We start from the raw sequence: 26,315 nt of genomic DNA, 5'->3' as shown, positions 1-26,315 counted from the left end.
ACATTCCCCCAACCGACGCCCGTGGGCACCGGCAATTCTCACTCACATTCCGGGTCAAGGTATTGACCGGACCGTCAATCGGGGCTGTTGCGCATGAGCCACAGCTCCAACGGCCAGGCAAAGCAGCGCAACACCGCTCGACTCGGCGGTCATAACACGTTCAAGCAACGTATTGTGTCGAAAATGCAACGGTGGCTGTGACCAAGTCAAGCCGTGCGTGAACTGCGATAGACTGACACGCCGAGTTCGCGGATCTTCTTGCGCAGCGTGTTGCGGTTGAGCCCGAGCAGATCGGCCGCCTTGATCTGGTTTCCGCGCGTCGCCGTCAAAGCCGCAAGAATCAGCGGATACTCCATCTCGGCAAGCACACGCTCGTAAAGACCGCTCGGTGGAAGCGCGTCACCGAAGCCGGCGAAATATTGCCGCATGTTCTCCTCGACCGCCTGCGAGATCGAAAGGGAACCGCTGCGCGCCTGTGTTTTTCCAATCGGACTGTCGGGGATCTCCGAGCGCAACTCGTTTTCGATGATTTCCCGCGTGATGACGTCCTGCGGGTAAAGCGCAGTCAGTCGGCGCACGAGGTTTTCGAGCTCGCGCACGTTGCCCGGCCACGGATGCGCCTTCATCAGTTCGAGCGCTTCCTGATCGAAACGCTTGACGTCCAGACCTTCCTTCTCGGCCTGCTGCACGAAGTGGCGCACAAGATCGGGAATGTCTTCCGCGCGGTCGCGCAGCGGCGGCAGGCGCAGCGGCACCACATTCAACCGATAGTACAGGTCCTCGCGGAAGAGACCTTGGTTGATCGACTGCTTCAGGTCCTTGTTGGTTGCCGCGACGATGCGCACATCGGAGCGGATCGGCGTGCGACCGCCAACCGTCGTGTACTCGCCCTGTTGCAGCACACGCAGCAACCGCGTCTGTGCGTCCATCGGCATGTCACCGATTTCGTCGAGGAACAGCGTGCCGCCTTCGGCCTGCTCGAAACGACCGGTCGAACGCGTCTGGGCGCCGGTGAAGGCGCCCTTTTCGTGACCGAACAATTCCGATTCGATCAGATCGCGCGGGATTGCCGCCATATTGATCGCAACGAAGGGGCCGTTGCGGCGCTTGCCGTAGTCATGCAGTGCGCGTGCCACCAGTTCCTTGCCCGTGCCGGATTCGCCGGTGATCATCAGCGTCAGATCGGTCTGCATCAGGCGGGCGAGAACCCGGTAGATTTCCTGCATCGCTGCCGAGCGACCGACGAGCGGCATGCCATCCTGCGAATCGTCGTCGACCTTGGACGGGCGGCGCTTCGGTTCGGCCAGCGCCCGACCGATGATGCCGATCAGCTCGGTCAGGTCAAAGGGCTTCGGCAGATAATCATAGGCGCCTTTTTCGGAGGCCTTGATCGCCGTCATGAACGTGTTCTGCGCGCTCATGACAAGAACCGGCAGATCGGGACGCGCCTTCTTGATGCGCGGCAGCAGATCGAATGCATTCTCGTCGGGCATGACAACGTCGGTGACGACAAGATCACCATCGCCGGCGGAAATCCAGCGCCAGAGCGTGGCCGCATTCGACGTGATCCGGACATCGTAGCCGGCGCGGCTCAGCGCCTGATTGAGCACGGTGCGAATGGCTGCGTCGTCATCCGCGACGAGGATGGTGGCACCCGTCATGCAATGTTTCCTTTTGTCATAGGCAGTTCGTCTTCGTCCGCCGCCTGCCCCTTGGAGGCCGGCATCAGGACGCGGAAAGTCGTGCGGTTCTGCTGGCTGTCGCATTCGACGATGCCGCCATGGCCGCCGATGATTTTGGCGACGAGCGCCAGTCCGAGGCCCGAACCATTGGTCTTGGTCGTAATGAACGGATCGAACAGATGCGGCAGCAAGTCAGAAGGAACGCCGGGACCATTGTCATGCACGCAGAATTCGAGCGGCAGCGAGATTTTTTCTCGGGTGCCCGCGACCGAAAGCCGGATACCGGGCCTGTAGGCGGTCGTCAGCATGATCTCGCCTTCGTGGCGATCACCGATCGCTTCCGCTGCGTTCTTGACGAGATTGAGAAACACCTGCACGAGCTGGTCGCGGTTGGCAAAGACCGACGGAAGCGATGGATCGTAATTCTCCGTCACCTTGATCCGGCGCGCAAAGCCCGCCTTGGCGATCGCCTTCACATGATCGAGCACCGAGTGAATGTTGAGCGGCACGCGATCGACGGGTCTCTCGTCGGAAAACACTTCCATCCGATCGACCAGCGAGACGATCCGGTCGGTCTCGTCGCAGATCAACCGCGTCAGCGCCCGATCCTCGTCGTTGACGGAAGTCTCAAGCAATTGCGCGGCCCCTCGAATGCCGGAAAGCGGGTTCTTGATCTCGTGCGCTAACATCGAGGCAAGGCCGGTGACCGACCGCGCCGCCGTCCGATGTGTCAGCTGGCGATCGATCTTGTCGGCCATCGACCGCTCCTGGAAGACGACCACGACGGAGCCGGGCTCCGAAATGACTGGCGCCACATAGAGATCAACCAGCTTGTCGGCGCCCAGCCGCGGCGAACTGAGATCGACGCGATACTCGTTGACCGGGGCCCTGCGCTCGCGCACCTGCTCGATCAACGTCAGAAGTGGGCTGCCAAACGGAATGAAGGCGCTGATATCGTGCCGGGCCAGATGATTGGCGCTGGCACCGAAAAAGGACTCCGCTTCCCAGTTGGCGAAGGCGACGAGACCGTTCTCATCGACAAGGATCACCGGATTTTGAATGGCATTCAGCACCGCCATCGACAGCCCGTTGGCAGCAGCCAAGGCTTCCGGATTGGGTTTTTCGGTCATGCGGCGATCCCTTCGCCAGAGAAGGTCGCAAGCGAACTTTGAATTGCATCGGATGCGCGCGCGGCGACTGATCTGGCATCGGTCGATGTCAGGATCGCCCCCTTCTCTGCCCCGGCAAGATCAGGTGCGAAACGGTCGAGATACCAGCCGACATGCTTGCGTGCATGCCTCAGGCCCGTGTCGGCACCGTAAAATTCGAGCATCATCTCATAGTGCTCCACGAAAATGTCGGCGATCTCAGCCTGGTCGGGATGGCTTGACGCGCCAGCGAGAACGCCGACATGCCAAGGACGGCCCTGCGAAGACCGCCCGGCCATGACGGCGTCGGCGCCGGAGCGCCTGAGGATCTCTTCGGCATCCGCCACCGTATCGACGTCGCCATTGGCAACCAGCGGCACGGAAATGACCTCGCGCACGGCGCGGATCGCATCCCAATCGGCCCTGCCGGTGTAGAACTGCATCCGGGTGCGGCCGTGCACGGTAATCGCCTGGACACCGGCCTCCTGCGCCCTTCTTGCAATCAGCGGCGCATTGATCGAGTTTTCGTCCCAGCCAAGCCGCATCTTCAGCGTGACCGGTACATCCACGGCGTTGACCGTTGCCTCGACCAGGGACAGAGCATGGTCAGGATCGCGCATCAGCGCCGAGCCGGAATAGCCACCCGTCACCTTCTTTGCCGGGCAGCCCATGTTGATATCGATGACGTCGGCGCCATTAGCGGCAGCGATTTTTGCCGCCTCGGCCATCCAATGGGCCTCACGTCCGGCAAGCTGAACAATATGCGGCTTGATGCCGGAGTTCTTCAGCCTGGCCCAGGATTCCGACGCGTTGCCGACCAGTTCGCGGCTCGCCACCATTTCCGTCACGACGAACCCTGCGCCGAAGCGCCAGGCAAAGGTGCGGAATGGCAGGTCCGTGACGCCAGACATCGGGGCGAGCGCCACCCGGTTGCGGATTTCGATATTCCCGATCCGAAGCGGTGTTGACAGAGCCGGAGCTGGCAAATGCATATCTTTCAGGCACATGTTGTTCTTGCACTATTTTTAGACATTGTTCTTTGGCTTGCCAAGCGATTTCGATGCGTCGGGCAAATTTCCCTGCTCGGCTGGCAAAGCACGGACCTTCGCGGTACATCACGGCGAAGATTGGCGAAATCCGGGACCACATACAGAAGATGCAGCCTGAAGAACAGCTTTCCTGCGGCGTCGTGATTGTTGCAGCAGGGCGCGGCGAGCGCGCGGGACAGTCGGCCGAAGGGCCGAAGCAGTACCGCACCATCGGCGACAAGCCCGTTATCGCCCATACGCTTGACACTTTCGCGACATGGCCGGGGACCGGCCCGATCGTGGTTGTCATCCACCCCGATGACGAGGATCTGCTGGCAGCGGCACGCAGGCGATCGCTGGCGCGCGAGTTGATCGTGGTCCACGGCGGCGCAACGCGACAGCAATCGGTTCTCGCAGGCCTTGAAGCCGTAGCGGCAACCGGCTCACGCAACGTGATGATTCACGACGCCGTGCGCCCCTTTGCCGACCACGCCCTGCTGTCGCGCTGTGCCGATGCGCTGACAAGGGGAGCGCGTGCCGTGCTGCCGGCGCTTGCCGTTTCCGATACGCTCAAGCGCGCCGATGCCGCCGGCATGGTGACCGAAACCGTTCCGCGCAATCACCTTCATGCGGCACAGACACCGCAGACCTTCGACCTCAAGACCATCCTCGACGCCCACCGAGCCGCAGCGACAAGCGGCCGCACAGATTTCACCGACGACGCGTCAATCGCCGAATGGGCGGGGATCCCTGTTACCCTCGTCGAAGGCACGGTCGACAACGTCAAGCTCACACTGAAAAGGGACATCGCCATGGCCGACGAAAAACTCAAGCGACATCTGATTCCGGACGTTCGCACCGGCAATGGCTATGACGTACACCAGCTGGTCGAAGGTGATGGCGTTACGCTTTGTGGCGTCCTTATTCCGCACACCAAGAAGCTCTCCGGCCATTCCGATGCCGACGTTGCCTTGCACGCGCTCACAGATGCGCTGCTTGCTACCTGCGGTGCCGGTGATATTGGCGATCACTTCCCGCCGTCCGACCCGCAGTGGAAGGGTGCCGCATCGCGCATCTTCCTCGAACATGCGGCAAACATTGTGCGTCAGCGCGGCGGCACGATCACCAATGCCGATATTTCGCTGATTGCCGAGGCCCCGAAAGTCGGGCCGCATCGCCAGGCGATGCGGGAGAACCTTGCCGACATGCTCGGCATCGATCTTGACCGCTGCTCGGTCAAGGCGACGACGAACGAGCGGCTCGGTTTCATCGGCCGCGACGAGGGTATCGCCGCAATCGCGACCGCAACCGTTGTCTACACCGGAGGGGGAGCCCATGATGTGGCCGAATGACATTCAGGCGACGGCCGGCAAAATCATTGCCGATTTCACCGCGCGCGGTCTCAAGGTGGCAACCGCCGAATCCTGCACGGGAGGCCTGATTGCCGGGGCACTGACGGAAATTTCCGGATCATCCGCCGTCGTCGACCGCGGTTTCGTCACCTACTCCAACGACGCCAAGATCCAGATGCTCGGTGTCGATCCGGCAACGCTCGCAGCGCACGGCGCAGTTTCAAGGCAGACCGCCATCGAAATGGCGCGCGGCGCGGTTGCGCGCTCCGAGGCAGACTTTGCCGTTGCCGTGACCGGCATTGCCGGCCCGGGCGGCGGATCGATGGAAAAGCCTGTTGGCCTGGTCCATCTGTCAGCAACCGGCCGCAACGGCGCAGCCCTCCACCGCGATATGCGCTACGGCGATATCGGCCGCGACGCCGTGCGGTTGGCAACCATCCGAACGGCGCTCGAGATGCTGACCGAGGTCGCTCAGACGGCGTAGATCTTGTCGGCGCGCTTCTCGAAGGCGTCGGAGAACATGCGGAAGGCACGGTCGAACATCGAGCCCATCAAGGCGCCGAGAATGCGGCTCTTGAACTCATAGTCGATGTAGAAATGCACGATCGACTGCCCCTCACCCGCTGGCTCGAAGCGCCAGCGATTGTCGAGATATTTGAACGGACCGTCGATATATTTGACCTCGATCTGGCGCTCGGCCTTGTTGAGCAGCACCTGCGTCGTAAAGGTCTCGCGGATCGCCTTGTAGCCGACGGTCATGTCAGCCAGCAGCAGGATTTTGCCATCCCTTTCCTTGCGTGAGCGCACGGTCAGCGCCTCACAGAGCGGCAGGAATTCCGGATAGTGTTCGACATCAGCGACGAGATCGAACATCTGGTCGGCCGTGTGCTTGACGACATGGTTTGTTTCAAAGTGCGGCATAGAAGGGAGTTAAGCGGGCACGCCGAGAAGATCAAGGAGCCTCTGCATCTGGCGCCGCGATTTCAACTGCAGAACCGGCACATGCGGGCCGTGCTGGGCAAGGCCTGCGACGATACGCGGCGAGAATTTGTCCTCGAAGGTCCAGATGAATTCGAGGAACTGCCAATCGACCTTCTCGATGCAGCCCGGCGCCATTTCCGGGCGGGCGCGGCCGAGATATTTCAGCCAGCGGGTGACGACGCCCCAGACACAGAGAAGCCGCGGCATCCGCACCCAGACCACGATATCGCTTCTCGGCACGCGGACATCGAAGGTCGAAGGATTGGTGCCATCCATGATCCAGCGATCGTCGGCGATCCTCTCGACGATGCGTCGGCGCTGTTCGGCCCGATCGCGTTGGACCCAGCCAGGCAACCACAGAATATCGCGATCAATGGAGATGTAGGTAAGGTCGAAATGCCGAGCCAGCTTCTGCGAAAGCGTCGACTTGCCACCACCGGAGCATCCGACCACGAGGATACGCCTGGCATTGCGGATATGACCGGCAGCAACGGCATCGTCGACGTCGTTCACGTTCCCAGGCGCTACTGGCTGATCCATCGACAAACTCCGCCAAACAATCCCGGTCTAGGGTCGGTTGGAAAATCATCGTTGTCACGATCGAAACCTGACGATCGATCAGATGATCGGCACCCGGCATAGGCTCTTCAAAAGAAAAGCGGCGTCTTGGTTCGACAAATATCGAACCATCAGCATTCCAATCAAGGAAGAGAGAACAGCCGATACGCGATCGGCCAAAAATTCGCAAGTTTCGCGCGCAATCGGGAAATTATGCACATCGCCCGAGATGAGTAACCGTCAAACGAAAACTCCGGCACTGGGGCCGGAGTTCCTGTTGTTTCGAAGTGCCTCGGTTCTACCCGGCAGCAGCCACCAACTTCTTTTCGCGCGCTGCCCGCAGGCGGGCGAAGTCGTCGCCGGCATGGTGCGACGAGCGGGTCAGCGGGCTCGAGGCGACCATGAGGAAGCCCTTGGTATAGGCGACCGTCTCGTAGGACTTGAATTCCTCCGGGGTGACGAACTTCTCGACCTTGTGGTGCTTGCGGGTCGGCTGCAGGTATTGGCCGATGGTCATGAAATCGACGTCGGCGGTGCGCAGGTCGTCCATCAGCTGCAGCACTTCGTTGCGCTCTTCGCCGAGGCCGACCATGATGCCGGACTTGGTGAACATCGTTGGATCGAGCTCCTTGACGCGCTGAAGCAAGCGGATGGAGTGGAAGTATCGGGCGCCCGGACGGACGGTGAGATAGTTGCCCGGTACGGTTTCCATGTTGTGGTTGAACACATCAGGCTTGGCGGCGACGACGCGCTCCAGTGCGCCAGGCTTCTTCAGGAAGTCGGGCGTCAGGATTTCGATGGTGGTCTGCGGCGAAGCGGCGCGGATCGCCCAGATCACCTTCTCGAAATGTTCGGCGCCACCGTCGGCCAGGTCGTCGCGGTCGACGGAGGTAATGACGACGTGGGAGAGGCCCATCTGCTTGACGGCCTTGGCGACGTTCTCGGGTTCGGCCATGTCGAGCGCATTCGGCTTGCCGGTCGAGACATTGCAGAAAGCGCAGGCGCGGGTACAGATCTCGCCCATGATCATGAAGGTGGCGTGCTTCTTGTCCCAGCACTCGCCGATGTTGGGGCAGCCGGCTTCTTCACAGACCGTGACGAGATTGTGCGAACGCACCAGCTCGCGCGTCTCCTGATAGCCCTTGGAGGTCGGCGCCTTGACGCGGATCCATTCCGGCTTGCGCAGCATTTCGGTATCGGGCTTGTGGGCCTTTTCCGGATGGCGGACGCGTTGCGCCCCTTCAGAGACGGCATCGAATACCGTTACCATACTGTCTTCCTCGTCGCGGCGGCTGCGGCTTGGTGCCGGCAGACCCTTTTTCGATCTATATAGATGGCTCGACGAGAAATGTCAGGCCACCTTTTTCTGGATAGCCCGATCGCTGACGCAGGAAGCGTCGCAGGCTATCGTTTGACAGCGCGGCCGACGGCAATCAGCAGGCAGGCGCCGATAAAGCCGAAGACCAGATAGGCAAGCCAGCCGGAAAAAGCCATGCCGAAGGCTGCCAGAATGATATTCGACACCACCGCGCCGATGATGCCGAGCGCTATGTTCATGAACAGCCCGACATCGCTGTTCATGAACTTCTCCGCAAGCCATCCGGCAAAACCGCCGATGATGATCGCAGCCAGGATGCCGACGCCGTTTACAGCCATGGTGATCTCCGTGCATTGAGGACAAGGTCGCGTCATCAATGCGGGATCGCGCCAAAAGTTCCGGCGACGGCCGGTCCATCAGGCGTTCAGCGCACGCCCATAGGCATCGAGCACGCTTTCCTTCATCGTCTCCGAAATCGTCGGATGCGGGAAGATCGTGTGCATCAGGTCTTCTTCTGTCGTCTCCAGGTTCATCGCGACGACGAAACCCTGGATGAGTTCGGTCACCTCGGCGCCGACCATGTGCGCGCCCAGCAACTCGCCGGTCTTCTTGTCAAAGATGGTCTTGACCATGCCCTGATCTTCGCCAAGGGCAATCGCCTTGCCGTTGGCGACGAAGGGAAAGCGACCGACGCGGATATCGCGGCCCTCGGCCTTTGCCTTGGCTTCGGTGAGACCGACCGAGGCGACCTGCGGGTGGCAATAGGTGCAGCCCGGGATCTTCAGCTTGTCCATCGGGTGGACATTCGGCAAGCCTGCGATCTTCTCCACGCAGATGACGGCCTCGTGCTCGGCCTTGTGGGCGAGCATCGGCGGGCCGGCAACGTCGCCGATCGCGTAGACGCCGGGAACATTGGTCCTGCCGTAGCCATCGATGACGATGCAGCTGCGGTCGGTCTTGATACCAAGCGTTTCGAGACCAAGGTTCTCGATATTGCCCTGAACGCCGACGGCGGAGATCATCCGGTCGGCGGTGATCTTTTCGACCTTGCCGTCCTTCATCTCGACATGGGCGGTGACCGAGTTCGCGCCCTTATCGACCTTCGTCACCTTGGCCTCAAGGTGGATCTTCATGCCCTGCTTTTCGAACTGCTTCTTGGCGATGGCGGAGATCTCGGCGTCTTCGACCGGCATCACGGTCGGCATGACCTCGACCACGGTCACGTCGACACCCATGGTGCGGTAGAACGAAGCGAATTCGATGCCGATCGCGCCCGAGCCCATGACAAGCAGCGACTTCGGCATTTCCTCCGGCTTCATCGCCTCGAAATAGGTCCAGACCAGCTTACCATCGGGCTCGATGCCCGGCAGGGCCCGCGGGCGGGCGCCGGTGGCGATGATGATGTGCTTGGCAGTATAGGTGCCCTCGCCCTTGGTGTTCTTCGGCAGCGGCGCCTGCGGCTGAACGATCGCCTTCGTCGTCTTGCCGACGACGATCTCGCCGGGCTTGGTCAGCTTGGCCTCGCCCCAGATGACGTCAACCTTGTTCTTCTTCATGAGGAAGCCGACGCCGCCGTTCATGCGCTCGGCAATGCCGCGCGAGCGGGCAACGATCGCCTTCAGATCGGGCGTCACCGCACCTTCGATCTTGATGCCGTAGCTGCCCGGATGCTGGGCATAGTGCAGCACTTCGGCCGAGCGAAGCAGCGCCTTGGTCGGAATGCAGCCCCAGTTGGAGCAGATGCCAGCCAAATGCTCGCGCTCGACGACCGCAGTCTTGAGGCCCAACTGCGCCGCACGAATAGCGGCGATATAGCCTCCCGGACCCGAACCGATGACGATGACGTCGTAATTCTCAGCCATGTGTTTCCTGCCTTTGTCTCAAGCGACCTTGCGGGTGAAGAGCACCCAGTCGTGTTTTCTGCTACCTTCGAAGAGCGGCACGGCCTCGGTCCGAGCCGCCTCCTCGAAGCCGTTTGCCCTGTAGAGTGCCTGCGCCCTGTCATTGTGGCTTTCGGTGATCAGGCTCACCGGCGCCGAGCCGGCGCGTGCAATTTCATGTGCAAGCAGTCTGCGTCCGATGCCGCGGCCGCGCCGATGGCGGTAAACGCCGAGGCTATCGATGAACCAGTGGCCGACCACAGGCCGCTGCAGCGCCAGCAGGGGTTCGAGCACAGCATGCTTCGCTTCGATTTCCGCCACCGAAGCGTCGATACCGTAGCCGATCGATACCCCCGCGATTTCATCATCGAGGTCGGCAACGACCGCATCCCGCCAGTTTCCAGGGCCGACATCCTCGCGCAGCTTGTTGCGCCCGCGCTCGAAAGCCGTATCGGTCGCCCCGCCAAGAACCGCGCCAGACCAGAGCCAGGCGGCAAAGCCTTGCGAGGCGATGTCGACGAGAACGGCGAGTTCTGCCGCCTCGTTTCGTTCCGCCGGTCTGATGGTGACGTCGTCCGTCATCTCAGACACCGAGCATCATCCGGACGACCGGCTCGAGGCCCCGGCCGATCGCGTGGGTGTTTTCAGCGTCCAGATGCACGCCATCGAGCGGCGTTGTCCTTGCAACCGATCCCGCATCGAAGAACCCGCAATCGAGTTCGTCTGCAAGGTCGCGGTAGAGCGGCGCCAGCATCGCCGACTGCTCGATGCCGTCGGCGAACATCGCCGCGAACGCACTGTTTGCCGTCTCGCAAAGCTGCGGCGGCGAAACGATCAGGATTTCGGGGCCTTCCGCCGTTTCGACCGGCCAATCGTGACGACGCACGAGATTGACCAGGCGCTCGATACCCTTGACCGCGCCGAAAGCCGTGCCGTGAATGATCGGCTTCATATCGTTGGAGCCGAGCAGAATGACCATCAGATCGAGCGGCGCATGACTGTGAAGGACGGTAGGCAGCATCCGCGCGCCGTTGCGGTCGCAATCGGCGAGGTGATCGTCATAGGCGGTCGTGCGTCCATTCAACCCTTCGGCAACAACATGAACGTCCGGCCCGAGCGCCTTCTGCAGCACGTTCGGCCAACGGTCTGCGAGTGCATGACGGCCCGGGCCGGACGCGTCATAGCCCCATGTCAGACTGTCACCGTAGCAGAGAAGTGTTTTCATCGTCCGGGCCCGCCTTCGGCGTTGCGATCAAGGAACGGACCGGCCCGAGGGCCGGTCCTTGTCCACATCAGACCAGCATGCCCATCGGGTTTTCGATGTAGCGCTTGAAGGCTCCGAGCAGTTCGGCGCCGAGCGCGCCATCGACGCAACGATGGTCGGTCGAAAGCGTGACCGTCATCACAGTGGCGATGACCATCTGCTTGTTCTTGACGACGACGCGTTCCTCGCCCGCACCGACCGCAAGGATCGTGGCGTGCGGCGGGTTGACGACGGCGGCGAAGTCCTTGACGCCCATCATGCCCATGTTGGAGACCGCCGTCGTGCCGCCCTGATATTCCTCGGGCTTCAGCTTGCGGTCCTTGGCGCGCTTGCCGAGGTCCTTCATCTCGTTGGAGATGGCAGACAGGCTCTTCAGCTCCGCCTGGCGAACGATCGGCGTGATCAGGCCGCCCGGGATGGACACGGCGACGCCGACGTCGGCATGCTTGTGCTTGACCATGTTGCTGTCGGTCCAGGACACGTTGGCATCCGGAACGTCACGCAGAGCCAGCGCCAGCGCCTTGATCACCATGTCGTTGACCGAGAGCTTGTAGACCGGCTTGCCGTCCTTTTCCGGAGCGGCAGCATTGAGCTGGGCCCTGAGCGCCAGAAGCGTATCCAGTTCGCAATCGAGCGAGACGTAGAAGTGCGGGATCGTCTGCTTGGATTCGACGAGCCGCTTGGCGATCGTCTTGCGCATGCCGTCATGTGGCACGAGCTCGTAGGAGCCGGGCTCGAACAGTTTGAGTACGGCGTCTTCCGACATGCCCTTGGCAAGCGGCGCGGCAGCGGGAGCTGCAGCACCTGCTGCTGGTGCAGCGGCCGGCTTCGCGCCGCCACCGGCAACAGCAGTCTCGACGTCCTTCTTGATCACGCGGCCATGCGGGCCGGAGCCGGCGATCGCCGAGAGATCGATGCCGGCATCCTTGGCAAGACGACGCGCTAGCGGCGACGAGAACACGCGACTGCCGGATTCCGTCTTGGCCGCCTGCGGCGCTGCCGCCACCGGCTGAGTTGCAGCGGGCGCCGGAGCGCTGGCCGCTGCCGGCGCGGGCGCTTCCTTCGTTTCGGCCGCGACCGGTGCCGCTGCACCGTTGCCGCCCTTGGCGGCCGCGGCGACATCTTCGCCGTCGGCTGCAAGGACCGCAATCAGCGCATTGACCTTGACGCCTTCGGTGCCGGCGGGAACGACGATCTTGGCAACGGTGCCTTCATCGACGGCCTCGACTTCCATCGTCGCCTTGTCCGTCTCGATCTCGGCGATCACGTCGCCGGACTTGACCTTATCGCCTTCCTTGACCAGCCACTTGGCCAGATTGCCTTCTTCCATCGTCGGAGAGAGGGCAGGCATTGTGATGTTGATAGGCATCGAAGGGCCCTCCCCTTATTTGTAGCAAACGGCTTTCACCGCATCGACGACCTCTGCGACGTTCGGAAGCGCGAGCTTCTCGAGGTTCGCGGCGTAAGGCATCGGCACATCCTTGCCGGCGATCGTCAGGATCGGGGCATCGAGATAGTCGAAGGCCTGCTGCATGACGCGGGTCGCAATCTCGGTACCGACGGAAGACTGCGGATAGCCTTCTTCGACTGTCACCAGACGACCGGTCTTCCTGACGGATTCGATCACCGTCGGCAGATCCATCGGACGGATGGTGCGAAGGTCGATCAGCTCGACGTCGATGCCCTGCGCTTCCAGTTCGGCGACCGCCTTGATCGCATAGGTCATGCCGATACCGAAGGAAACGATGGTTGCGTCCTTGCCGACCTTGTGGATACGGGCCTTGCCGATCGGCAGCACGAAATCGTCGAGCTTCGGCACTTCGAAGGACTGACCGTAGAGGATTTCGTTTTCGAGGAAGATGACCGGGTTCGGATCGCGGATGGCCGCCTTCAGCAGGCCCTTCGCATCAGCTGCCGTATAGGGCATGACAACCTTGAGACCTGGAATGTGGCTGTACCAGGCGGCATAGCACTGCGAGTGCTGCGCCGCTACGCGGGCCGCAGCACCGCTCGGGCCACGGAACACGATCGGCGCGCCCATCTGGCCGCCGGACATGTAGAGCGTCTTGGCGGCGGAGTTGATGATCTGGTCAATCGCCTGCATGGCGAAGTTGAAGGTCATGAACTCGACGATCGGGCGCAGGCCGGTCATGGCAGCGCCAACGCCGACGCCGGCAAAGCCGTGTTCGGTGATCGGCGTGTCGATGACACGACGGGCGCCGAATTCCTGAAGCAGGCCTTGCGTGATCTTGTAGGCGCCCTGGTATTCGGCGACTTCTTCGCCCATGACGAAGACGTCGTCGCTGGCGCGCATTTCCTCGGCCATGGCGTCGCGCAGAGCTTCACGCACGGTCATCGTCACCATTTCGGTGCCGGCCGGGATTGCCGGATCGGCGGCAACTTCGACCTTCGGCTGGGCCGCAACCGGTGCCGGCGCCGAAGCTGCGGGTGCTTCGCTGGCGGTGGCAGCCTTGGGCGCATCCACCTTCGGTGCGGCGATATCGCCAGCGCCTTCGCCATCCTGCAGCAGGACTGCGATCGGCGTATTGACCTTGACGCCTTCGGTGCCGGCGGCGATCAGCAGCTTGCCGATCGTGCCTTCATCGACGGCTTCCACTTCCATGGTGGCCTTGTCAGTCTCGATCTCGGCGATGACGTCGCCGGAGGAGACCTTGTCGCCTTCGTTCTTCAGCCATTTCGAGAGCGTGCCTTCCTCCATCGTCGGGGAAAGGGCGGGCATGAGAATTTCTACTGGCATATTTGAGCCTCCCCGGATCAAAGCAGGATATCGGTGTAGAGCTCGGATACATCCGGCTCCGGATCAGCCTGGGCAAAATCGGCGCTGTCGGCGACGATGTCGCGGACGTCCTTGTCGATCTGCTTCAGCTCGTCCTCGCTCGCCCATCCCTTTTCGGTCAGACGTGCCTTCACCTGTTCGATCGGATCGTGTTCCGACCGCATCTTCTGCACTTCATCCTTCGAGCGGTACTTCGCCGGGTCGGACATGGAGTGGCCGCGGTAGCGATAGGTCTGCATTTCGAGAATGATCGGGCCCTTGCCCGAACGGCAATACTCGACAGCCTCGTCGCCCGCCGCCTTGACCGCACGAACATCCATGGCATCGACCTGGAAGCCCGGGATGCCGAAGGAGACACCGCGCTTCGAAAAATCGGTCTGCGCCGATGCGCGGGTGACCGACGTGCCCATGGCGTAGCGGTTGTTCTCGATCACGTAGATCACCGGAAGCTTCCACAGCTGCGCCATGTTGAAGCTTTCATAGACCTGGCCCTGGTTGGCCGCGCCATCCCCAAAATAGGCGACGCTGACATTGTCGTTGCCGCGATAGCGGTTGGCAAAGGCAAGGCCGGTGCCGAGCGACACCTGGGCACCGACGATGCCGTGACCGCCGTAAAAATGCTTTTCCTTGGAGAACATGTGCATCGAGCCGCCCTTCCCCTTGGAAAGACCGCTGCGACGACCCGTGAGTTCGGCCATGACGCCGCGGGCGCTCATGCCGCAGGCCAGCATGTGGCCGTGGTCACGGTAGGCGGTGATGACCTGGTCACCGTCTTTCAGCGCCATCTGCATGCCGACGACGACAGCTTCCTGGCCGATGTAGAGATGACAGAAGCCGCCGATGAAACCCATGCCATAGAGCTGGCCGGCCTTTTCCTCGAAACGCCGGATCAGCAGCATTTCGCGGTAGGCTTTCAGTTCGTCTTCTTTGGTGAATTCGGCGATATTACCGCCGCTCAGGTCCTTCTTGGCCGGCTTTGCTGCGGTCTTACGGCTGGAGACGGACGCGTTTTTTCGCGGAGCCATTCATTCCTCCCAATGGTTAGCCTTTGAGGGTTACCATAGGGAAAGAAAAGCGCCACAGCAATGCCATATTTGCATGGCTCGCATTCCGCGCAAGTTATTGAATTTAAATATGAAATGCCAATTAACCGAATTTCGGTTAATTCGTCATGCGGTGGAAAATAACAATTTCATCGCTGCGCGACATATTGAGCGCGAGGCGAGCCTTCTCATCCAGCATGTCACGCTCCAGCGAACCGTCGCTCATCAGCTGAACCTCCTTTTCGAGGGTCGTTCGCCGCTTTGTGAGCTCGTCCAGCCGTGCCTGCCGCTCAACGATCTGGCGATCGAATTGCTCCGTCGCCTTCAAGCCGTAGCCGCCGTGAATGGAATGATAGCCGAAATAAGACAGAAAGGCGACCGCGATCAGCGGCAGCACCAGTCGGCCCAGTTTCCGTTTCTTATGATGCCTTGTCCACATCCCGTTCACACCCTGATACGCAATACAGGGTGAGACTAACCGGCATTGATTAACCGACCGTTGACCATGAATGGCCGGATAAAGCAAAACCCGCCCACGGCAACCGTGAGCGGGTCAATTTTTTCAGCGATCGATCGAGGCTATCAGCCACGCAGGATCGAGCGGCCGGCGTAGTTGGCCTGCAGGCCGAGCTGCTCTTCGATGCGGATCAGCTGGTTGTACTTTGCGAGCCGGTCGGACCGGGCCAGCGAGCCGGTCTTGATCTGGCCGCAGTTGGTGGCAACGGCGAGGTCGGCGATCGTCGCGTCCTCGGTCTCGCCCGAACGGTGGGACATGACGGCGGTGTAGCGTGCCTTGTGTGCCGTTTCGACAGCGTCAAGTGTTTCCGACAGCGAGCCGATCTGGTTGACCTTAACGAGGATCGAGTTGGCAACACCCATCTTGATGCCATCGCGCAGGCGGGCGGAGTTGGTGACGAACAGGTCGTCGCCGACGAGCTGGCACTTGTTGCCGATGAGGTCAGTCACAGCCTTCCAGCCGTCCCAATCGTCTTCCGCCATACCATCTTCGATCGAGAAGATCGGGTACTTGGCAGCAAGTTCCGCCAGGTATTCGGCCATTGCACCCGGCTCAAGCGTGCGGCCTTCGCCTTCGAGGACGTACTTGCCGTCCTTGAAGAATTCGGTCGCGGCGCAATCGAGTGCGATGATCATGTCTTCGCCCGGCTTGTAGCCAGCCTTCTCGATCGACTTCATGATGAAGTCGAGTGCTGCCGGAGCGGACGCCAGACCCGGCGCGAAGCCGCCTTCGTCGCCGACATTGGTGTTGTGGCCGTCGGCGGAAAGCTGCTTCTTCAGCGTGTGGAACACTTCCGAACCCATGCGGACCGCGTCACGCATCGTATCGGCACCGACCGGAACGATCATGAACTCCTGGAAGTCGATCGGGTTGTCGGCATGAGCACCACCGTTGATGATGTTCATCATCGGAACCGGAAGCACGTGGGCGTTCGGGCCGCCGACGTAACGGTAGAGCGGCAGGCCGGAAGCTTCGGCGGCAGCCTTGGCGACGGCCAGCGACACGCCGAGGATGGCATTGGCACCGAGGCGCGACTTGTTGGCCGTGCCGTCAAGCTCGATCATCGTCTTGTCGATCTGGATTTGGTTTTCCGCATCGAGGCCACCGATCGCCTCGAAGATCTCGCCGTTGACGGCGTCGACGGCGCGCTCGACGCCCTTGCCGAGGTAACGCGTTCCACCATCGCGCAGTTCGACCGCTTCATGCGCACCGGTCGAGGCACCCGACGGCACGGCCGCGCGGCCGAAGCTTCCGTCTTCCAGATAGACGTCGACCTCGACGGTCGGGTTGCCGCGGCTGTCCAGAATTTCTCGGCCGATGATGTCGATGATTGCTGTCATGATCTCTTCCCTGCTTGAGGACGGTGGTGGGTCGGGCCTGTCATAAGCGAAGGCCCGGGATTTTCAATGGCGCGCAAGATGTAAAAACAACCGCGCCACCGGGGTTCATGAAAATTTCACGAGCCTGTCTCAGCCCTTTGCGACGGCGTCGAAGGCCAGCAGCTTTTCGAGCAGCCGCGGCATGTCCTTCAGATGCACCATGTTGGGGCCATCGGAAGGAGCGTTGTCCGGTTCCTCGTGGGTTTCGACGAACAGGCCGGCGATGCCGACAGCGACGGCTGCACGCGACAGCGTTTCAACGAACTCGCGTTGACCGCCGGTCGAACCGCCCTGCCCGCCCGGCTGCTGCACCGAGTGGGTGGCGTCAAAGACGACGGGCGCGCCGAGCGAGGCCATGATCGGCAGCGAGCGCATATCGGAAACCAGCGTGTTGTAGCCGAAGGACGCGCCACGCTCGCACAGAAGAATGTTGGGATTGCCGCTTTCGGTGAATTTGGCGAGCACGTTCTTCATGTCCCAAGGCGCCAGGAACTGGCCCTTCTTGACGTTGATGGTGCGGCCAGTCTTGGCAGCTGCCACCAGAAGGTCGGTCTGGCGCGACAGGAAGGCCGGGATCTGCAGGATGTCGACGGTCTCGGCGACGACGGCGCACTGCTCCTCGGTGTGCACATCGGTCAGGACCGGGAAACCGAACTCCTTCTTGAGATCGGCAAAGATTTCCATCGCCGTGTCGAGGCCGATGCCGCGCTTGCCAGAAAGCGATGTACGGTTGGCCTTGTCGAAGGACGATTTGTAGACCAGGCCGATATCCAGCGACTTGCATAGTTCGGCAAGCTTTCCCGCCATCATGAAGGCGTGCTCGCGGCTTTCCATCTGGCAGGGGCCGGCGATCAGCGACAGGCGCTCCCTCTGCGAGAAGGCGACCTGCTTGGCACCTTCACCGACGACTACTCTGGCATTCGTTTCCATCATCAAGCTCCAAACGCGAAGATCACCCCTTGCCCCGGCATTTCGGGGACAATGAGGCGTCCGCCCATTTCTGAAAATTCGATATCGTTGCGCGCGAAGAGCGCACGCGTCACTTCGAGGTCCGCGACGCGGAAGATCACGGCCCGGCCGCGCAAGCCGCGCTCGGCGCTGCGGACCGAACGGCCGAAGAAAGCCTCCATGCCGGCGGCGCTCAGCACAGAGATCTTGGCGTTCGTCGTCTCGATATCCATGCCGAAGGAGTGAGCCGCGACTTCGCGCTCATCGACCGCCTCTTGCAGCAGGTACTGGAAATCGGTCGGGTTCGTCTCCGAAAGCACGACCTCGGAAATGCCGAGCACGCTGTTGTCGTGCCGCTCGAGCGCGCCACGATCGATTGGAAGCGCGCGCACCCGCTGACAGCTGAACAGGAAGAAATCCGGCGAGCGCAGGTCGGCGGCAAAGGCCAGCCGGAAGGAGCCAAGCCCTTCCCGGCCATCCGGCAGCCGCATGGGCCGCGAGAACTCCAACATCTCGCCGCCCGAGATGCCACGGGCGCGAAACCGCATATGATCCGTCGCAGCGTCTTCAGTGCCGAGCACGATCGCTGACAGACCTTCCGGCCCCTGACGGAATCGGAAAGCCTGGTCGCGGGCGACGAAGGCGTTGCCGTCCAGGGCTGCCATTTCGCATTCTTCGCGCGAAGCGACGGCAAGCGGCTCAAGATAAGTGTTGTCGGAGAAGAAGACGCAGGCGTTTTCGGTGCCGAAGGGATGGCGAGCATCCTCGGCCACCGTGAAACCGAGATCATTGAGGCGACGCCGTGCCTGTTCAAGTGCGTCCACCGGTAGCACGAGATGATCGAGCGGGCGGGTGGTGCGCTTGGAGAGGCTCATGGCGGTTTCCCTGATGGTTTGCCGCTGTTTGCAACTTTTGTCCGGCGATTGCAAGCCGACTGGCGGCCATGGCACCGATTGCCCGTCTGGACCCAAACATCTGCAGAGAACAGAATCCATCCGCGCCGGGCACCGCCCGCCGCAGATTTATGGTTGCCACCAGGTGCCGAACTGCCCGAGCGTCAATAGTATCCCGGCGCCGCGGTGGCGTTGCCCGTATTCGAAGCCCCGAGACCGGGGGCGAATGTTTGCGGCTGCGCGTAGGTCGTATTGCTCGAGGACGTCGTGGCACAGCCCGAAAGCCCTAGCAGGGCGATCGTCAAAGGCACGAACAACAAAGTTATGAAGCGCATAGGTACTGACCCTTTCTTTAGCTGAAGAACAGAAAAGGCTGAAACCGGTGTTTTGGGGAGTACGTAACAGTAACACGACGTAACACGGCGACACGAGGGACTGGGAACCGCAGCGTCGCGTCGGCCGCTGCGGTTGTTCTCGTTACACCTGCGTTCAGCGCCCGAACAACGAGGTCGGGCCATTCGCGTCAAACACTAAGATCGCGTTTGATGGCGCAGGTCGCGATAAAGGTCGGCACAAACCTGTCGATCAGGAAACTGGCGCATTGAACGACGCTCCTCTTACAACACTCGAAAATTGGCGGCTGCGCTGCAAGCGGTCAACGTTCAGTAGAAGCCGCCTTTCGGTAAAAGACTGCGGTGTGACGTCGCATCGTTTTCAGCGTGTCAGCTAAAAACGTGCAGAGATCGAAGAATTTGCGGCGCCCACACGTCATCATCCCAGGAGCGACTTCGGCCGCTTGTGAAGCGGACGCAATCGCGTAAAGTCGGCCGATGCAGCCTGAGGTTACGATGGGCCTGCGCGTTTTTAGGGGCAACATTTGATCATTTCATTGCACGGCGGGGGACACATCCGGATACGCGGAGCAAGGCAACCTTCGATACCTGGATGCCTTCAACATGGAGTTGAGGCGGCATGATTCGCGATTTGATTGCCAAGCTCGCTTCGGTCGCCATCATGATGTTTGCCCGCGCACTGACAGCTGCCCGGGCACTCTGGCACGAAACCGGCCTGCCGCCGAGACAGAGCATCTATTTCGCCAACCACTCCAGCCATGGCGATTTCATCCTGATCTGGGCCGTGCTGCCGCCTTGGCTGCGCGACCGCGCCCGCCCGGTTGCCAGCGCCGAATACTGGCTGAAGTCGAAGCTGACATCGTTCATCGGCCGCGACGTCTTCAATGCGGTGCTGATCGAACGCGACCCCGCCGCGCGCACAAGCGACCCGGTCGAACAGATGGCGACGGCTCTGGACGAAGGTGCCTCGCTGATCGTGTTTCCCGAAGGCACGCGCAACCAGACCGAGGCCAAGCTGCTGCCATTCAAGAGCGGGCTCTATCACCTCGCACGCAAGCGGCCGGACGTGGCGCTTGTCCCTGTCTGGATCAACAATCTCAACCGCGTGATGCCGAAGGGCGAGTTCGTTCCGATCCCGCTGATCTGCACGATCAACTTCGGCGAGCCGTTGAAGGTTGGACCAGACGAGAGCAAGGAAGACTTCATCGCCAGGGCGCAAGCAGCACTGCTTTCCCTCGCCCCGGCACAGACGGATAACGACGCATGAGTACCACGACTTCCGATATGGTCACCCTGCTGCTCGGCGTCGGCGGCATCCTGCTGTTCGCCTCTTCGGTCGGTTACGTACTGCAGCGCAGGCTTTCGCCCGACGGCTCCAATGGAGCGATCGAGAACCTCAACGCCCGCATCAAGGCCTGGTGGGCAATGGTGTTCCTCATTGCCATCGCCTTCATCGCCGGACGTGTCGGGGTGCTGCTGCTTTTCGCCTTCTGCTCATTTGCGGCGCTACGTGAATTCATCACGCTGATCAATACGCGCCGCGCCGACCATTGGGCGATCGCTGCTGCCTTTTTCCTGGCCTTACCGATCAACTATTATCTGCTCTGGGCCGAAGAATACGGCATCTACGCGATCTTCATTCCTGTCTATGCCTTCCTGCTGATGCCGATCATTGCGGTCCTGCGGGGCGATACGCAAAACTTCCTGCTGCGGATTTCCGAAGTCCAATGGGCGTTGATGATCTGCGTGTTTTGCGCCTCGCACGTACCGGCCTTGCTGACGCTGCAGATACCCGGCTACGGGGGGCGCAACGTGTTGTTGATCGCCTTCCTGGTGATCGTCGTGCAATCGAGCGATGTGCTGCAATATGTCTGGGGCAAGCTCTTCGGGCGCACCAAGATCGCGCCGAAGCTCTCGCCGTCGAAGACAGTGGAGGGGTTCGTCGGCGGCGTTGCCAGCGCGACGCTGCTCGGCGCCTCGCTCTGGTGGATCACGCCGTTTACCCCGATCCAGGCCGGGGTGATGTCGTTCATCATCACGATGATGGGCTTCTTCGGCGGGCTGGTGATGTCGGCGATCAAGCGGGATCGCGGCGTCAAGGACTGGGGCCACCTGATCGAAGGCCATGGCGGCTTGATCGACCGGCTGGATTCGGTCGTATTCTCGGCACCGATCTTCTTTCATCTGACGCGATACTGGTGGTCGTTGACATGAGCGGCCACCTGCGCGCTTTTGCCCGCAGCAGCATCGTCCACGTGCTTTTTGCTTTCATAGCAATGGGCGGATGGGCGCTGTTTGCCAACAGGCACCACCCAATGCCGCGACCACTCGTAGCCGGCCTGGTGCAGGGCGCCCTTTCAGCCGCGCTGACACTGTGCCTGAAATCGGCCATCGACGCGCTGTCTCTTCGTTTCCGCGGCACTTCGCAGCTTTGGATGCCGCCGCTCCTCGCCTGCCTTGCTTCGACAAGCATCCTCGTCGCCGTGCACGCGGCAACCGGAACACCGGAAATTCTCAAAACCATTGCCGTGCCGCTGCTGGTATCGGGCAGTTATGCAGTGCTCTACAACTATTCGATCAGCCGCGGGGGAGCTTGACCAATGACAGAAACCGGCGACCGCAGGCCGTTGGCCAGCCGAAACACCCGCTGGGCGCAGGCAATCGCCCGACGCCTCGCCGCGATGTCGATCACGCCCAACCAGATATCGCAGGCAAGCATGGCGGCCGCGGCTCTGGCAGGCGTTGCTTTCTGGCTGACCAGCGAGACCCAGGACGGACTTCGCGCCCTGCTTTTCATCGCGGCGGCCCTGTTCTGCCAGATGCGTCTGCTCTGCAATCTATTTGACGGTATGGTTGCCGTCGAGGGCGGCAAGGGTGAACCGGACGGTCCGTTCTGGAATGAATTTCCCGATCGGGTCGCCGACCTCTTCATTTTCGCCGGCGCCGGCTATGGCGTCGGCCTGCCTGCGCTCGGCTTTGCCGCAGGCGCCTTCGCCGTGCTCACCGCCTATGTCCGCGAACTCGGCCGTGCCAATGGCGCACCGAGCGACTTTTCCGGCCCGTTGGCAAAACAGCACCGCATGGCGGTGATCACGTTGGCGGCCGTCGTTTCGGCTTTTGAAGGGTTGTGGCTCGGCGATGGCGAAGTACTGCTCGTCGCCCTTGTTGTCGTCTCGGTCGGGGCAGCCGTTACGGCATTGCGCCGCGCGCGACGCCAGACCGCCTGGCTGAAGGCCAAAGCCGCAGCAAACTAGCCTCCGCGGACCGCACCCCCCAACCTCAATCCGTTGAACGCCGTCGCCTGCATCGGCTCGGCGAACCCCTTGACGTCCTCGAAACTTATTATTAGATAGATTACTCTATTTATTATAGCGCCACTGAGCCGCCCTTGAACGTTTTGCGCCACCCACTGCCGACCCCCCGGTTGGCGGAGCTACGTCGACCGTTCGCCCAACCATGCCCGTTCGGCGATAGGCGTTTTGAATCAGATGGATCCGGCCGGCCGCCACATCGCCTGCCGTTACGGAGATGACCATGACCACCCAAGACCGCATAAACGGGGTCGATGCGCTGCGCGGCTTCGCGCTGCTCGGCATTCTGCTCGTCAACATCATGGCCTTCGCTTCGGCATTTTACGGCCTCGAATTGCCTGACCCATCGTTCGATACCGGCCTAGACCGCGCGGTGCACTTCGCTGTCGCACTGTTCTTCGAAATGAAGTTCTACCTGCTCTTTTCCTTTCTCTTCGGCTACAGCTTCACCTTGCAGATGCGCTCCGCCGAAAAGGCAGGCGACGCCTTCGTGCCGCGACTCTTGCGGCGGCAGGCGGGGCTCTGGCTGATTGGCCTGACGCATGCGGTGCTTTTGTTTCATGGCGACATCCTGACGACCTACGCCGTCCTTGGCATCGCCCTGATGATGTTGCGCACGCGAAGCGATGCCAGCCTCTGGCGTCTCGCTCGCCTGCTGGTGATCAGTACGGCGCTTGCCTGGTTCGCCCTTGGCGTCGCCGCCGTCCTGGAGCCTCCAGTCCTTGAGCGGTACGCCATCATCGCCGCGGCTGCAGCGACGGAAGCGGCCTTTCGGGGCGATTGGCAATCCATCATCGGCCAGCACCTGACGGAACTGTCATCGGTCTGGGTCATCCTCGGCCTGTTGCAGGCGCCATCGGCGCTGGCCATGTTTCTTGTCGGCCTGATTGCCGGACGTCGGCAGATCCTGTCTCGGCCGCAGGAGAACCGCGCCCTGTTCCGTTGGCTTGTTCGCCTCGGCCTTTTCGTCGGCCTGCCTGGCGCCGTCATCTATGCCTATACCAGCGTCCAAATGGCCGATTCGCCTCAGGCGATCACCGGACTTGCCGTCGGGCTGTTGACCGCGCCGTTTCTGACGGGAGCCTATGTCGGCGCGATGATGCTGTTCCTCGATAGTGCCGCTGGACGGTGGCTGCGCAACCTGTTGGCGCCGGCCGGCCGGACCGCGCTTTCCAACTACCTGCTACAGTCGCTCATCTGCGCGCTTATCTTTCATGGCTACGGTTTCGGCTTGATCGGCCATATCTCGCCGCTCGAAACCGTATCGATGGCCCTTGTCGTCTACGCCGCCCAGCTTGTTCTTAGCCGCTGGTGGCTGCAACGCTTCGCCTATGGACCGCTGGAATGGCTGCTGCGCCTCATCACCATTTGGCGCGTGCCGCAATGGCGCAACCTTGCAAGCGCCGATCGGCGGTAGACCATTCTTTTCGGCGAGATCGAGATCGCACCCGGCGACCCTGCTCGCCGGGCGCTTCGGTGTCGATGCGGCATATGAAGCCAAAACGAAAACGGCCGGTCACGTAGGACCGGCCGCAATTTTCAGAACCGTGCTGACGGATCAAACGAAGCGCGACTGTTCCAGCGCCGCTTCGACGAAGCTCGCAAACAGCGGGTGCGGATCAAGGGGGCGCGATTTCAGCTCCGGGTGATACTGCACGCCGATGAACCACGGATGGTCAGGGTACTCGACGGTCTCAGGCAGAATGCCATCAGGCGACATGCCCGAGAAGACCAGGCCGCAGGATTCAAGCTGCGGCTTGTAATCGACGTTGACCTCGTAGCGGTGGCGATGACGCTCCGAAATATCGGCCGTGCCGTAGATGTCGGCAATCTTCGTGCCGGTCTTCAGCGACGCACGATAGGCGCCAAGGCGCATGGTTCCGCCGAGATCGCCGGAAGCCGAGCGCTTCTGAAGTTCGTTGCCCTTAACCCATTCGGTCATGAGGCCGACGACCGGCTCCTTGGTCGGGCCGAACTCGGTCGAGGATGCCTTGTCGATGCCGGCAAGGTTGCGCGCCGCTTCGACGACTGCCATCTGCATGCCGAAGCAGATGCCGAAATACGGCACCTTGCGTTCGCGGGCGAAACGCGCCGCGTTGATCTTGCCCTCGGAGCCACGCTCGCCGAAGCCGCCGGGAACCAGGATGCCGTGTACCTTTTCGAGATACGGCGCCGGATCTTCCTTTTCGAAGACCTCCGACTCGATCCACTCGAGCTTGACCTTGACCCGGTTGGCGATGCCGCCGTGATAGAGCGCTTCGGTCAGCGACTTGTAGGCGTCCTTGAGGCCGGTGTACTTGCCGACGATCGCAATGGTGACTTCGCCTTCCGGCGTACGGATGCGATCGGCAACTTCTTCCCACGCTTCCATGCGCGGCTTCGGTGCCGGCTCGATGCCGAAGGCGGCAAGCACTTCGTTGTCGAGGCCTTCCTTGTGGTAGGCGATCGGCACGTCGTAGATCGAAGCGACATCGAGCGCCTGGATAACCGCCGACTGGCGGACGTTGCAGAACAGCGAAAGCTTGCGACGTTCGGCCTCGGGAATTTCGCGATCGGCACGGACGAGCAGGATGTCGGGATGAATGCCGAGCGCCTGCAGTTCCTTGACCGAATGCTGGGTCGGCTTGGTCTTCAGTTCACCAGCCGCCGGAATGTAGGGCATCAGCGTCAGGTGGACATAAACGGCGGTGCCGCGCGGCAGATCGTTGCCGAGCTGGCGGATCGCCTCCATGAACGGCATCGCTTCGATGTCGCCGACGGTGCCGCCGATCTCGCACAGCACGAAATCATAGTCATCGTTGCCTTCGGTAACGAAGTTCTTGATCTCGTTAGTAACGTGCGGGATCACCTGAACGGTTGCGCCGAGATAGTCGCCGCGACGTTCCTTGTCGATGATGTTCTTGTAGATCCGGCCGGTGGTGATGTTGTCGGTCTTCGTCGCCGAACGCCCCGTGAAGCGTTCATAGTGGCCGAGATCCAGATCGGTCTCGGCGCCGTCGTCGGTGACGAACACCTCGCCGTGCTGGGTCGGGCTCATGGTGCCCGGATCAACGTTGAGGTAGGGGTCGAGCTTGCGCAGTCTCACCCGGTAGCCACGCGCCTGCAGCAACGCTCCAAGAGCAGCCGCAGCTATGCCTTTTCCGAGGGAGGAAACCACGCCGCCAGTGATGAATACATATCGCGCCATGGGAGTCACCGGTTACCTTTTAACAAACGATTCCGCCACCGAAAAATTCGCCTATCCGAATTTTTCCGTCTTCGAAGGGAATCAGATTTCACACAAAATAAAACCGGCGGATGGTGCCATCCGCCGGTGGGTTCATTTAAATTGCGACCTTATTGGCCGCTGGGAACTTGCGATCCCGTGTTGCCGTTGGCGCCGCCTGCAGGCGTTTGCGTTGTCGTGGCACCGCTAGCCGGAGCCTCGCCTGTGGTCGCCGGAGCCGGTGCTGTTGCACCGTTGCCGGTCGCAGGCTGCTGGGTCGCGCCGCCGGCCGGAGCCTGAGTGTTGCCACCGCCAAGCGAATCGAGGACGCCGCCGCCCGAGCTGGTGCCCGGAATACGGTCGAGGATGTCGGTCGCCTGCGGCTGGTAACGGGCGAGGATACCCATCGCCAGGGCCAGAACGAAGAACAGTGCCGCGAGGATCGCCGTCGTGCGGGTCAGCGCATTGGCAGTGCCGCGTGCGGACATGAAGCCCGAGCCACCGCCGATGCCGAGGCCACCACCTTCGGAGCGCTGAATGAGAACGACGCCGATCAGGGCAACGACGACCATGAGATAGATGACGAGTAGTACGGTCTGCATCAGCTTCCAGTCCTGCCCTTTGGGCAAACGAATCAAATCTTGCGCGGAATCGGGGC

The 26,315-nt window shown here is 61.5% G+C and carries 26 protein-coding genes; 7 read left to right on the top strand and 19 right to left on the bottom strand.

Going from position 1 to position 26,315, the window contains the following annotated elements:
- Positions 1–206: 206 nt before the first annotated feature.
- From ntrC to dusB, 3 genes are read right to left on the bottom strand one after another with little or no spacing between them, the layout of a single operon-like run.
- Positions 207–1,661 carry a nitrogen regulation protein NR(I) gene (gene ntrC / locus J3R84_RS06050; RefSeq protein ID WP_025426779.1) on the bottom strand — a complete coding sequence of 485 codons (1,455 nt, stop codon included), beginning with the start codon at positions 1,659–1,661 and terminating at the stop codon, positions 207–209.
- Positions 1,658–2,812 (bottom strand): two-component system sensor histidine kinase NtrB, encoded by a 1,155-nt coding sequence (locus tag J3R84_RS06045; protein ID WP_025426778.1) that lies wholly within the window; start codon positions 2,810–2,812, stop codon positions 1,658–1,660. Before J3R84_RS06045 ends, ntrC begins: the two co-directional genes overlap by 4 nt.
- Entirely contained in the window at positions 2,809–3,837 is a 1,029-nt protein-coding gene (gene dusB, locus J3R84_RS06040; RefSeq protein ID WP_025426777.1) for a tRNA dihydrouridine synthase DusB, read from the bottom strand. Before dusB ends, J3R84_RS06045 begins: the two co-directional genes overlap by 4 nt.
- 149 nt (positions 3,838–3,986) lie before the next feature.
- On the opposite strand from dusB, the gene J3R84_RS06035 reads away from it, so the two are divergent.
- Positions 3,987–5,210 (top strand): bifunctional 2-C-methyl-D-erythritol 4-phosphate cytidylyltransferase/2-C-methyl-D-erythritol 2,4-cyclodiphosphate synthase, encoded by a 1,224-nt coding sequence (locus J3R84_RS06035; RefSeq protein ID WP_107027692.1) that lies wholly within the window; start codon positions 3,987–3,989, stop codon positions 5,208–5,210.
- Complete coding sequence (locus tag J3R84_RS06030) at positions 5,197–5,694, top strand: CinA family protein (RefSeq protein WP_203527301.1); 498 nt, start codon at positions 5,197–5,199, stop codon at positions 5,692–5,694. The genes J3R84_RS06035 and J3R84_RS06030 overlap by 14 nt, the downstream gene beginning before the upstream one ends.
- On the opposite strand, the gene J3R84_RS06025 is transcribed toward J3R84_RS06030, so the two are convergent.
- The 14 genes from J3R84_RS06025 to J3R84_RS05960 form a co-directional block, all read right to left on the bottom strand.
- Positions 5,682–6,131: a type II toxin-antitoxin system RatA family toxin gene (locus tag J3R84_RS06025; protein WP_025426774.1), complete on the bottom strand. Its 450-nt coding sequence runs from the start codon at positions 6,129–6,131 to the stop codon at positions 5,682–5,684. The two genes, J3R84_RS06030 and J3R84_RS06025, sit on opposite strands and share 13 nt — an antisense overlap.
- Positions 6,132–6,140: 9 nt before the next feature.
- Complete coding sequence (locus tag J3R84_RS06020) at positions 6,141–6,731, bottom strand: P-loop NTPase family protein (protein WP_025426773.1); 591 nt, start codon at positions 6,729–6,731, stop codon at positions 6,141–6,143.
- Positions 6,732–7,047: 316 nt separating this feature from the next.
- Complete coding sequence (lipA, locus tag J3R84_RS06015) at positions 7,048–8,019, bottom strand: lipoyl synthase (RefSeq protein ID WP_203527265.1); 972 nt, start codon at positions 8,017–8,019, stop codon at positions 7,048–7,050.
- Positions 8,020–8,153: 134 nt separating this feature from the next.
- Positions 8,154–8,405 (bottom strand): GlsB/YeaQ/YmgE family stress response membrane protein, encoded by a 252-nt coding sequence (locus tag J3R84_RS06010; protein ID WP_025426771.1) that lies wholly within the window; start codon positions 8,403–8,405, stop codon positions 8,154–8,156.
- Positions 8,406–8,483: 78 nt separating this feature from the next.
- Positions 8,484–9,929 carry a dihydrolipoyl dehydrogenase gene (lpdA, locus tag J3R84_RS06005; protein WP_025426770.1) on the bottom strand — a complete coding sequence of 482 codons (1,446 nt, stop codon included), beginning with the start codon at positions 9,927–9,929 and terminating at the stop codon, positions 8,484–8,486.
- A gap of 18 nt (positions 9,930–9,947) precedes the next feature.
- On the bottom strand, positions 9,948–10,529 hold the full coding sequence (locus tag J3R84_RS06000) for a GNAT family N-acetyltransferase (RefSeq protein ID WP_025426769.1): 582 nt from the start codon (positions 10,527–10,529) through the stop codon (positions 9,948–9,950).
- 1 nt (position 10,530) lies between these two features.
- Positions 10,531–11,172 (bottom strand): SGNH/GDSL hydrolase family protein, encoded by a 642-nt coding sequence (locus J3R84_RS05995; RefSeq protein WP_025426768.1) that lies wholly within the window; start codon positions 11,170–11,172, stop codon positions 10,531–10,533.
- Between the two features lie 67 nt (positions 11,173–11,239).
- On the bottom strand, positions 11,240–12,580 hold the full coding sequence (locus J3R84_RS05990) for a pyruvate dehydrogenase complex dihydrolipoamide acetyltransferase (RefSeq protein WP_025426767.1): 1,341 nt from the start codon (positions 12,578–12,580) through the stop codon (positions 11,240–11,242).
- Positions 12,581–12,595: 15 nt separating this feature from the next.
- Entirely contained in the window at positions 12,596–13,969 is a 1,374-nt protein-coding gene (locus tag J3R84_RS05985; protein ID WP_025426766.1) for a pyruvate dehydrogenase complex E1 component subunit beta, read from the bottom strand.
- A gap of 17 nt (positions 13,970–13,986) precedes the next feature.
- The gene (gene pdhA / locus J3R84_RS05980) at positions 13,987–15,033 is read right to left on the bottom strand and encodes a pyruvate dehydrogenase (acetyl-transferring) E1 component subunit alpha (protein ID WP_025426765.1); all 1,047 of its coding nucleotides are present in this window, start codon (positions 15,031–15,033) and stop codon (positions 13,987–13,989) included.
- A 136-nt stretch (positions 15,034–15,169) separates the two neighbouring features.
- Complete coding sequence (locus tag J3R84_RS05975; protein ID WP_025426764.1) at positions 15,170–15,490, bottom strand: FtsB family cell division protein; 321 nt, start codon at positions 15,488–15,490, stop codon at positions 15,170–15,172.
- Between the two features lie 143 nt (positions 15,491–15,633).
- Positions 15,634–16,908: a phosphopyruvate hydratase gene (eno, locus tag J3R84_RS05970; RefSeq protein WP_203527266.1), complete on the bottom strand. Its 1,275-nt coding sequence runs from the start codon at positions 16,906–16,908 to the stop codon at positions 15,634–15,636.
- Between the two features lie 129 nt (positions 16,909–17,037).
- Positions 17,038–17,880: a 3-deoxy-8-phosphooctulonate synthase gene (gene kdsA / locus J3R84_RS05965; protein ID WP_025426762.1), complete on the bottom strand. Its 843-nt coding sequence runs from the start codon at positions 17,878–17,880 to the stop codon at positions 17,038–17,040.
- Positions 17,880–18,770, bottom strand: a complete 891-nt coding sequence (locus J3R84_RS05960; RefSeq protein WP_025426761.1) for a VOC family protein — start codon at positions 18,768–18,770, stop codon at positions 17,880–17,882. The genes kdsA and J3R84_RS05960 overlap by 1 nt, the downstream gene beginning before the upstream one ends.
- A 990-nt stretch (positions 18,771–19,760) precedes the next feature.
- On the opposite strand from J3R84_RS05960, the gene J3R84_RS05955 reads away from it, so the two are divergent.
- The 5 genes from J3R84_RS05955 (at position 19,761) to J3R84_RS05935 (ending at position 23,869) form a co-directional block, all read left to right on the top strand.
- Positions 19,761–20,408 (top strand): lysophospholipid acyltransferase family protein, encoded by a 648-nt coding sequence (locus J3R84_RS05955; protein ID WP_207207487.1) that lies wholly within the window; start codon positions 19,761–19,763, stop codon positions 20,406–20,408.
- Positions 20,405–21,355, top strand: a complete 951-nt coding sequence (locus J3R84_RS05950; RefSeq protein ID WP_025426759.1) for a phosphatidate cytidylyltransferase — start codon at positions 20,405–20,407, stop codon at positions 21,353–21,355. The genes J3R84_RS05955 and J3R84_RS05950 overlap by 4 nt, the downstream gene beginning before the upstream one ends.
- The gene (locus J3R84_RS05945) at positions 21,352–21,738 is read left to right on the top strand and encodes a hypothetical protein (protein WP_025426758.1); all 387 of its coding nucleotides are present in this window, start codon (positions 21,352–21,354) and stop codon (positions 21,736–21,738) included. The genes J3R84_RS05950 and J3R84_RS05945 overlap by 4 nt, the downstream gene beginning before the upstream one ends.
- 3 nt (positions 21,739–21,741) lie before the next feature.
- The gene (locus J3R84_RS05940; RefSeq protein ID WP_025426757.1) at positions 21,742–22,395 is read left to right on the top strand and encodes a CDP-alcohol phosphatidyltransferase family protein; all 654 of its coding nucleotides are present in this window, start codon (positions 21,742–21,744) and stop codon (positions 22,393–22,395) included.
- Between the two features lie 280 nt (positions 22,396–22,675).
- Positions 22,676–23,869 (top strand): DUF418 domain-containing protein, encoded by a 1,194-nt coding sequence (locus J3R84_RS05935; protein ID WP_225906176.1) that lies wholly within the window; start codon positions 22,676–22,678, stop codon positions 23,867–23,869.
- Between the two features lie 141 nt (positions 23,870–24,010).
- Here the strand turns inward: J3R84_RS05935 and pyrG are convergent, their stop codons facing one another.
- Together pyrG and secG are read right to left on the bottom strand one after the other, a co-directional pair.
- Positions 24,011–25,639 carry a CTP synthase gene (gene pyrG / locus J3R84_RS05930; RefSeq protein ID WP_025426755.1) on the bottom strand — a complete coding sequence of 543 codons (1,629 nt, stop codon included), beginning with the start codon at positions 25,637–25,639 and terminating at the stop codon, positions 24,011–24,013.
- Between the two features lie 149 nt (positions 25,640–25,788).
- Entirely contained in the window at positions 25,789–26,259 is a 471-nt protein-coding gene (gene secG, locus J3R84_RS05925; protein WP_025426754.1) for a preprotein translocase subunit SecG, read from the bottom strand.
- Between the last annotated feature and the right edge of the window lie 56 nt (positions 26,260–26,315).

Source organism: Ensifer canadensis (assembly GCF_017488845.2).
In the GTDB taxonomy this organism is placed as follows: Bacteria; Pseudomonadota; Alphaproteobacteria; order Rhizobiales; family Rhizobiaceae; genus Ensifer; species Ensifer canadensis.
This window is presented reverse-complemented; position numbering and strand designations above follow the sequence as displayed.

What these genes read in the sequence shown, in the direction of transcription:
- dusB (WP_025426777.1), bottom strand. Translation starts at nt 3,837, where the DNA reads ATGTGCCTGAAAGATATGCATTTGCCAGCTCCGGCTCTGTCAACACCG.
- secG (WP_025426754.1), bottom strand. Translation starts at nt 26,259, where the DNA reads ATGCAGACCGTACTACTCGTCATCTATCTCATGGTCGTCGTTGCCCTG.
- J3R84_RS05995 (WP_025426768.1), bottom strand. Translation starts at nt 11,172, where the DNA reads ATGAAAACACTTCTCTGCTACGGTGACAGTCTGACATGGGGCTATGAC.
- ntrC (WP_025426779.1), bottom strand. Translation starts at nt 1,661, where the DNA reads ATGACGGGTGCCACCATCCTCGTCGCGGATGACGACGCAGCCATTCGC.
- J3R84_RS06025 (WP_025426774.1), bottom strand. Translation starts at nt 6,131, where the DNA reads ATGCCGCACTTTGAAACAAACCATGTCGTCAAGCACACGGCCGACCAG.
- kdsA (WP_025426762.1), bottom strand. Translation starts at nt 17,880, where the DNA reads ATGATGGAAACGAATGCCAGAGTAGTCGTCGGTGAAGGTGCCAAGCAG.
- lpdA (WP_025426770.1), bottom strand. Translation starts at nt 9,929, where the DNA reads ATGGCTGAGAATTACGACGTCATCGTCATCGGTTCGGGTCCGGGAGGC.
- J3R84_RS06035 (WP_107027692.1), top strand. Translation starts at nt 3,987, where the DNA reads ATGCAGCCTGAAGAACAGCTTTCCTGCGGCGTCGTGATTGTTGCAGCA.
- J3R84_RS06045 (WP_025426778.1), bottom strand. Translation starts at nt 2,812, where the DNA reads ATGACCGAAAAACCCAATCCGGAAGCCTTGGCTGCTGCCAACGGGCTG.
- J3R84_RS06010 (WP_025426771.1), bottom strand. Translation starts at nt 8,405, where the DNA reads ATGGCTGTAAACGGCGTCGGCATCCTGGCTGCGATCATCATCGGCGGT.
- J3R84_RS05950 (WP_025426759.1), top strand. Translation starts at nt 20,405, where the DNA reads ATGAGTACCACGACTTCCGATATGGTCACCCTGCTGCTCGGCGTCGGC.
- J3R84_RS05960 (WP_025426761.1), bottom strand. Translation starts at nt 18,770, where the DNA reads ATGAGCCTCTCCAAGCGCACCACCCGCCCGCTCGATCATCTCGTGCTA.
- pyrG (WP_025426755.1), bottom strand. Translation starts at nt 25,639, where the DNA reads ATGGCGCGATATGTATTCATCACTGGCGGCGTGGTTTCCTCCCTCGGA.
- J3R84_RS05985 (WP_025426766.1), bottom strand. Translation starts at nt 13,969, where the DNA reads ATGCCAGTAGAAATTCTCATGCCCGCCCTTTCCCCGACGATGGAGGAA.
- J3R84_RS05940 (WP_025426757.1), top strand. Translation starts at nt 21,742, where the DNA reads ATGACAGAAACCGGCGACCGCAGGCCGTTGGCCAGCCGAAACACCCGC.
- eno (WP_203527266.1), bottom strand. Translation starts at nt 16,908, where the DNA reads ATGACAGCAATCATCGACATCATCGGCCGAGAAATTCTGGACAGCCGC.
- pdhA (WP_025426765.1), bottom strand. Translation starts at nt 15,033, where the DNA reads ATGGCTCCGCGAAAAAACGCGTCCGTCTCCAGCCGTAAGACCGCAGCA.
- J3R84_RS06030 (WP_203527301.1), top strand. Translation starts at nt 5,197, where the DNA reads ATGTGGCCGAATGACATTCAGGCGACGGCCGGCAAAATCATTGCCGAT.
- J3R84_RS05935 (WP_225906176.1), top strand. Translation starts at nt 22,676, where the DNA reads ATGACCACCCAAGACCGCATAAACGGGGTCGATGCGCTGCGCGGCTTC.
- J3R84_RS05955 (WP_207207487.1), top strand. Translation starts at nt 19,761, where the DNA reads ATGATTCGCGATTTGATTGCCAAGCTCGCTTCGGTCGCCATCATGATG.
- J3R84_RS06000 (WP_025426769.1), bottom strand. Translation starts at nt 10,529, where the DNA reads ATGACGGACGACGTCACCATCAGACCGGCGGAACGAAACGAGGCGGCA.
- J3R84_RS06020 (WP_025426773.1), bottom strand. Translation starts at nt 6,731, where the DNA reads ATGGATCAGCCAGTAGCGCCTGGGAACGTGAACGACGTCGACGATGCC.
- lipA (WP_203527265.1), bottom strand. Translation starts at nt 8,019, where the DNA reads ATGGTAACGGTATTCGATGCCGTCTCTGAAGGGGCGCAACGCGTCCGC.
- J3R84_RS05990 (WP_025426767.1), bottom strand. Translation starts at nt 12,580, where the DNA reads ATGCCTATCAACATCACAATGCCTGCCCTCTCTCCGACGATGGAAGAA.
- J3R84_RS05975 (WP_025426764.1), bottom strand. Translation starts at nt 15,490, where the DNA reads ATGTGGACAAGGCATCATAAGAAACGGAAACTGGGCCGACTGGTGCTG.
- J3R84_RS05945 (WP_025426758.1), top strand. Translation starts at nt 21,352, where the DNA reads ATGAGCGGCCACCTGCGCGCTTTTGCCCGCAGCAGCATCGTCCACGTG.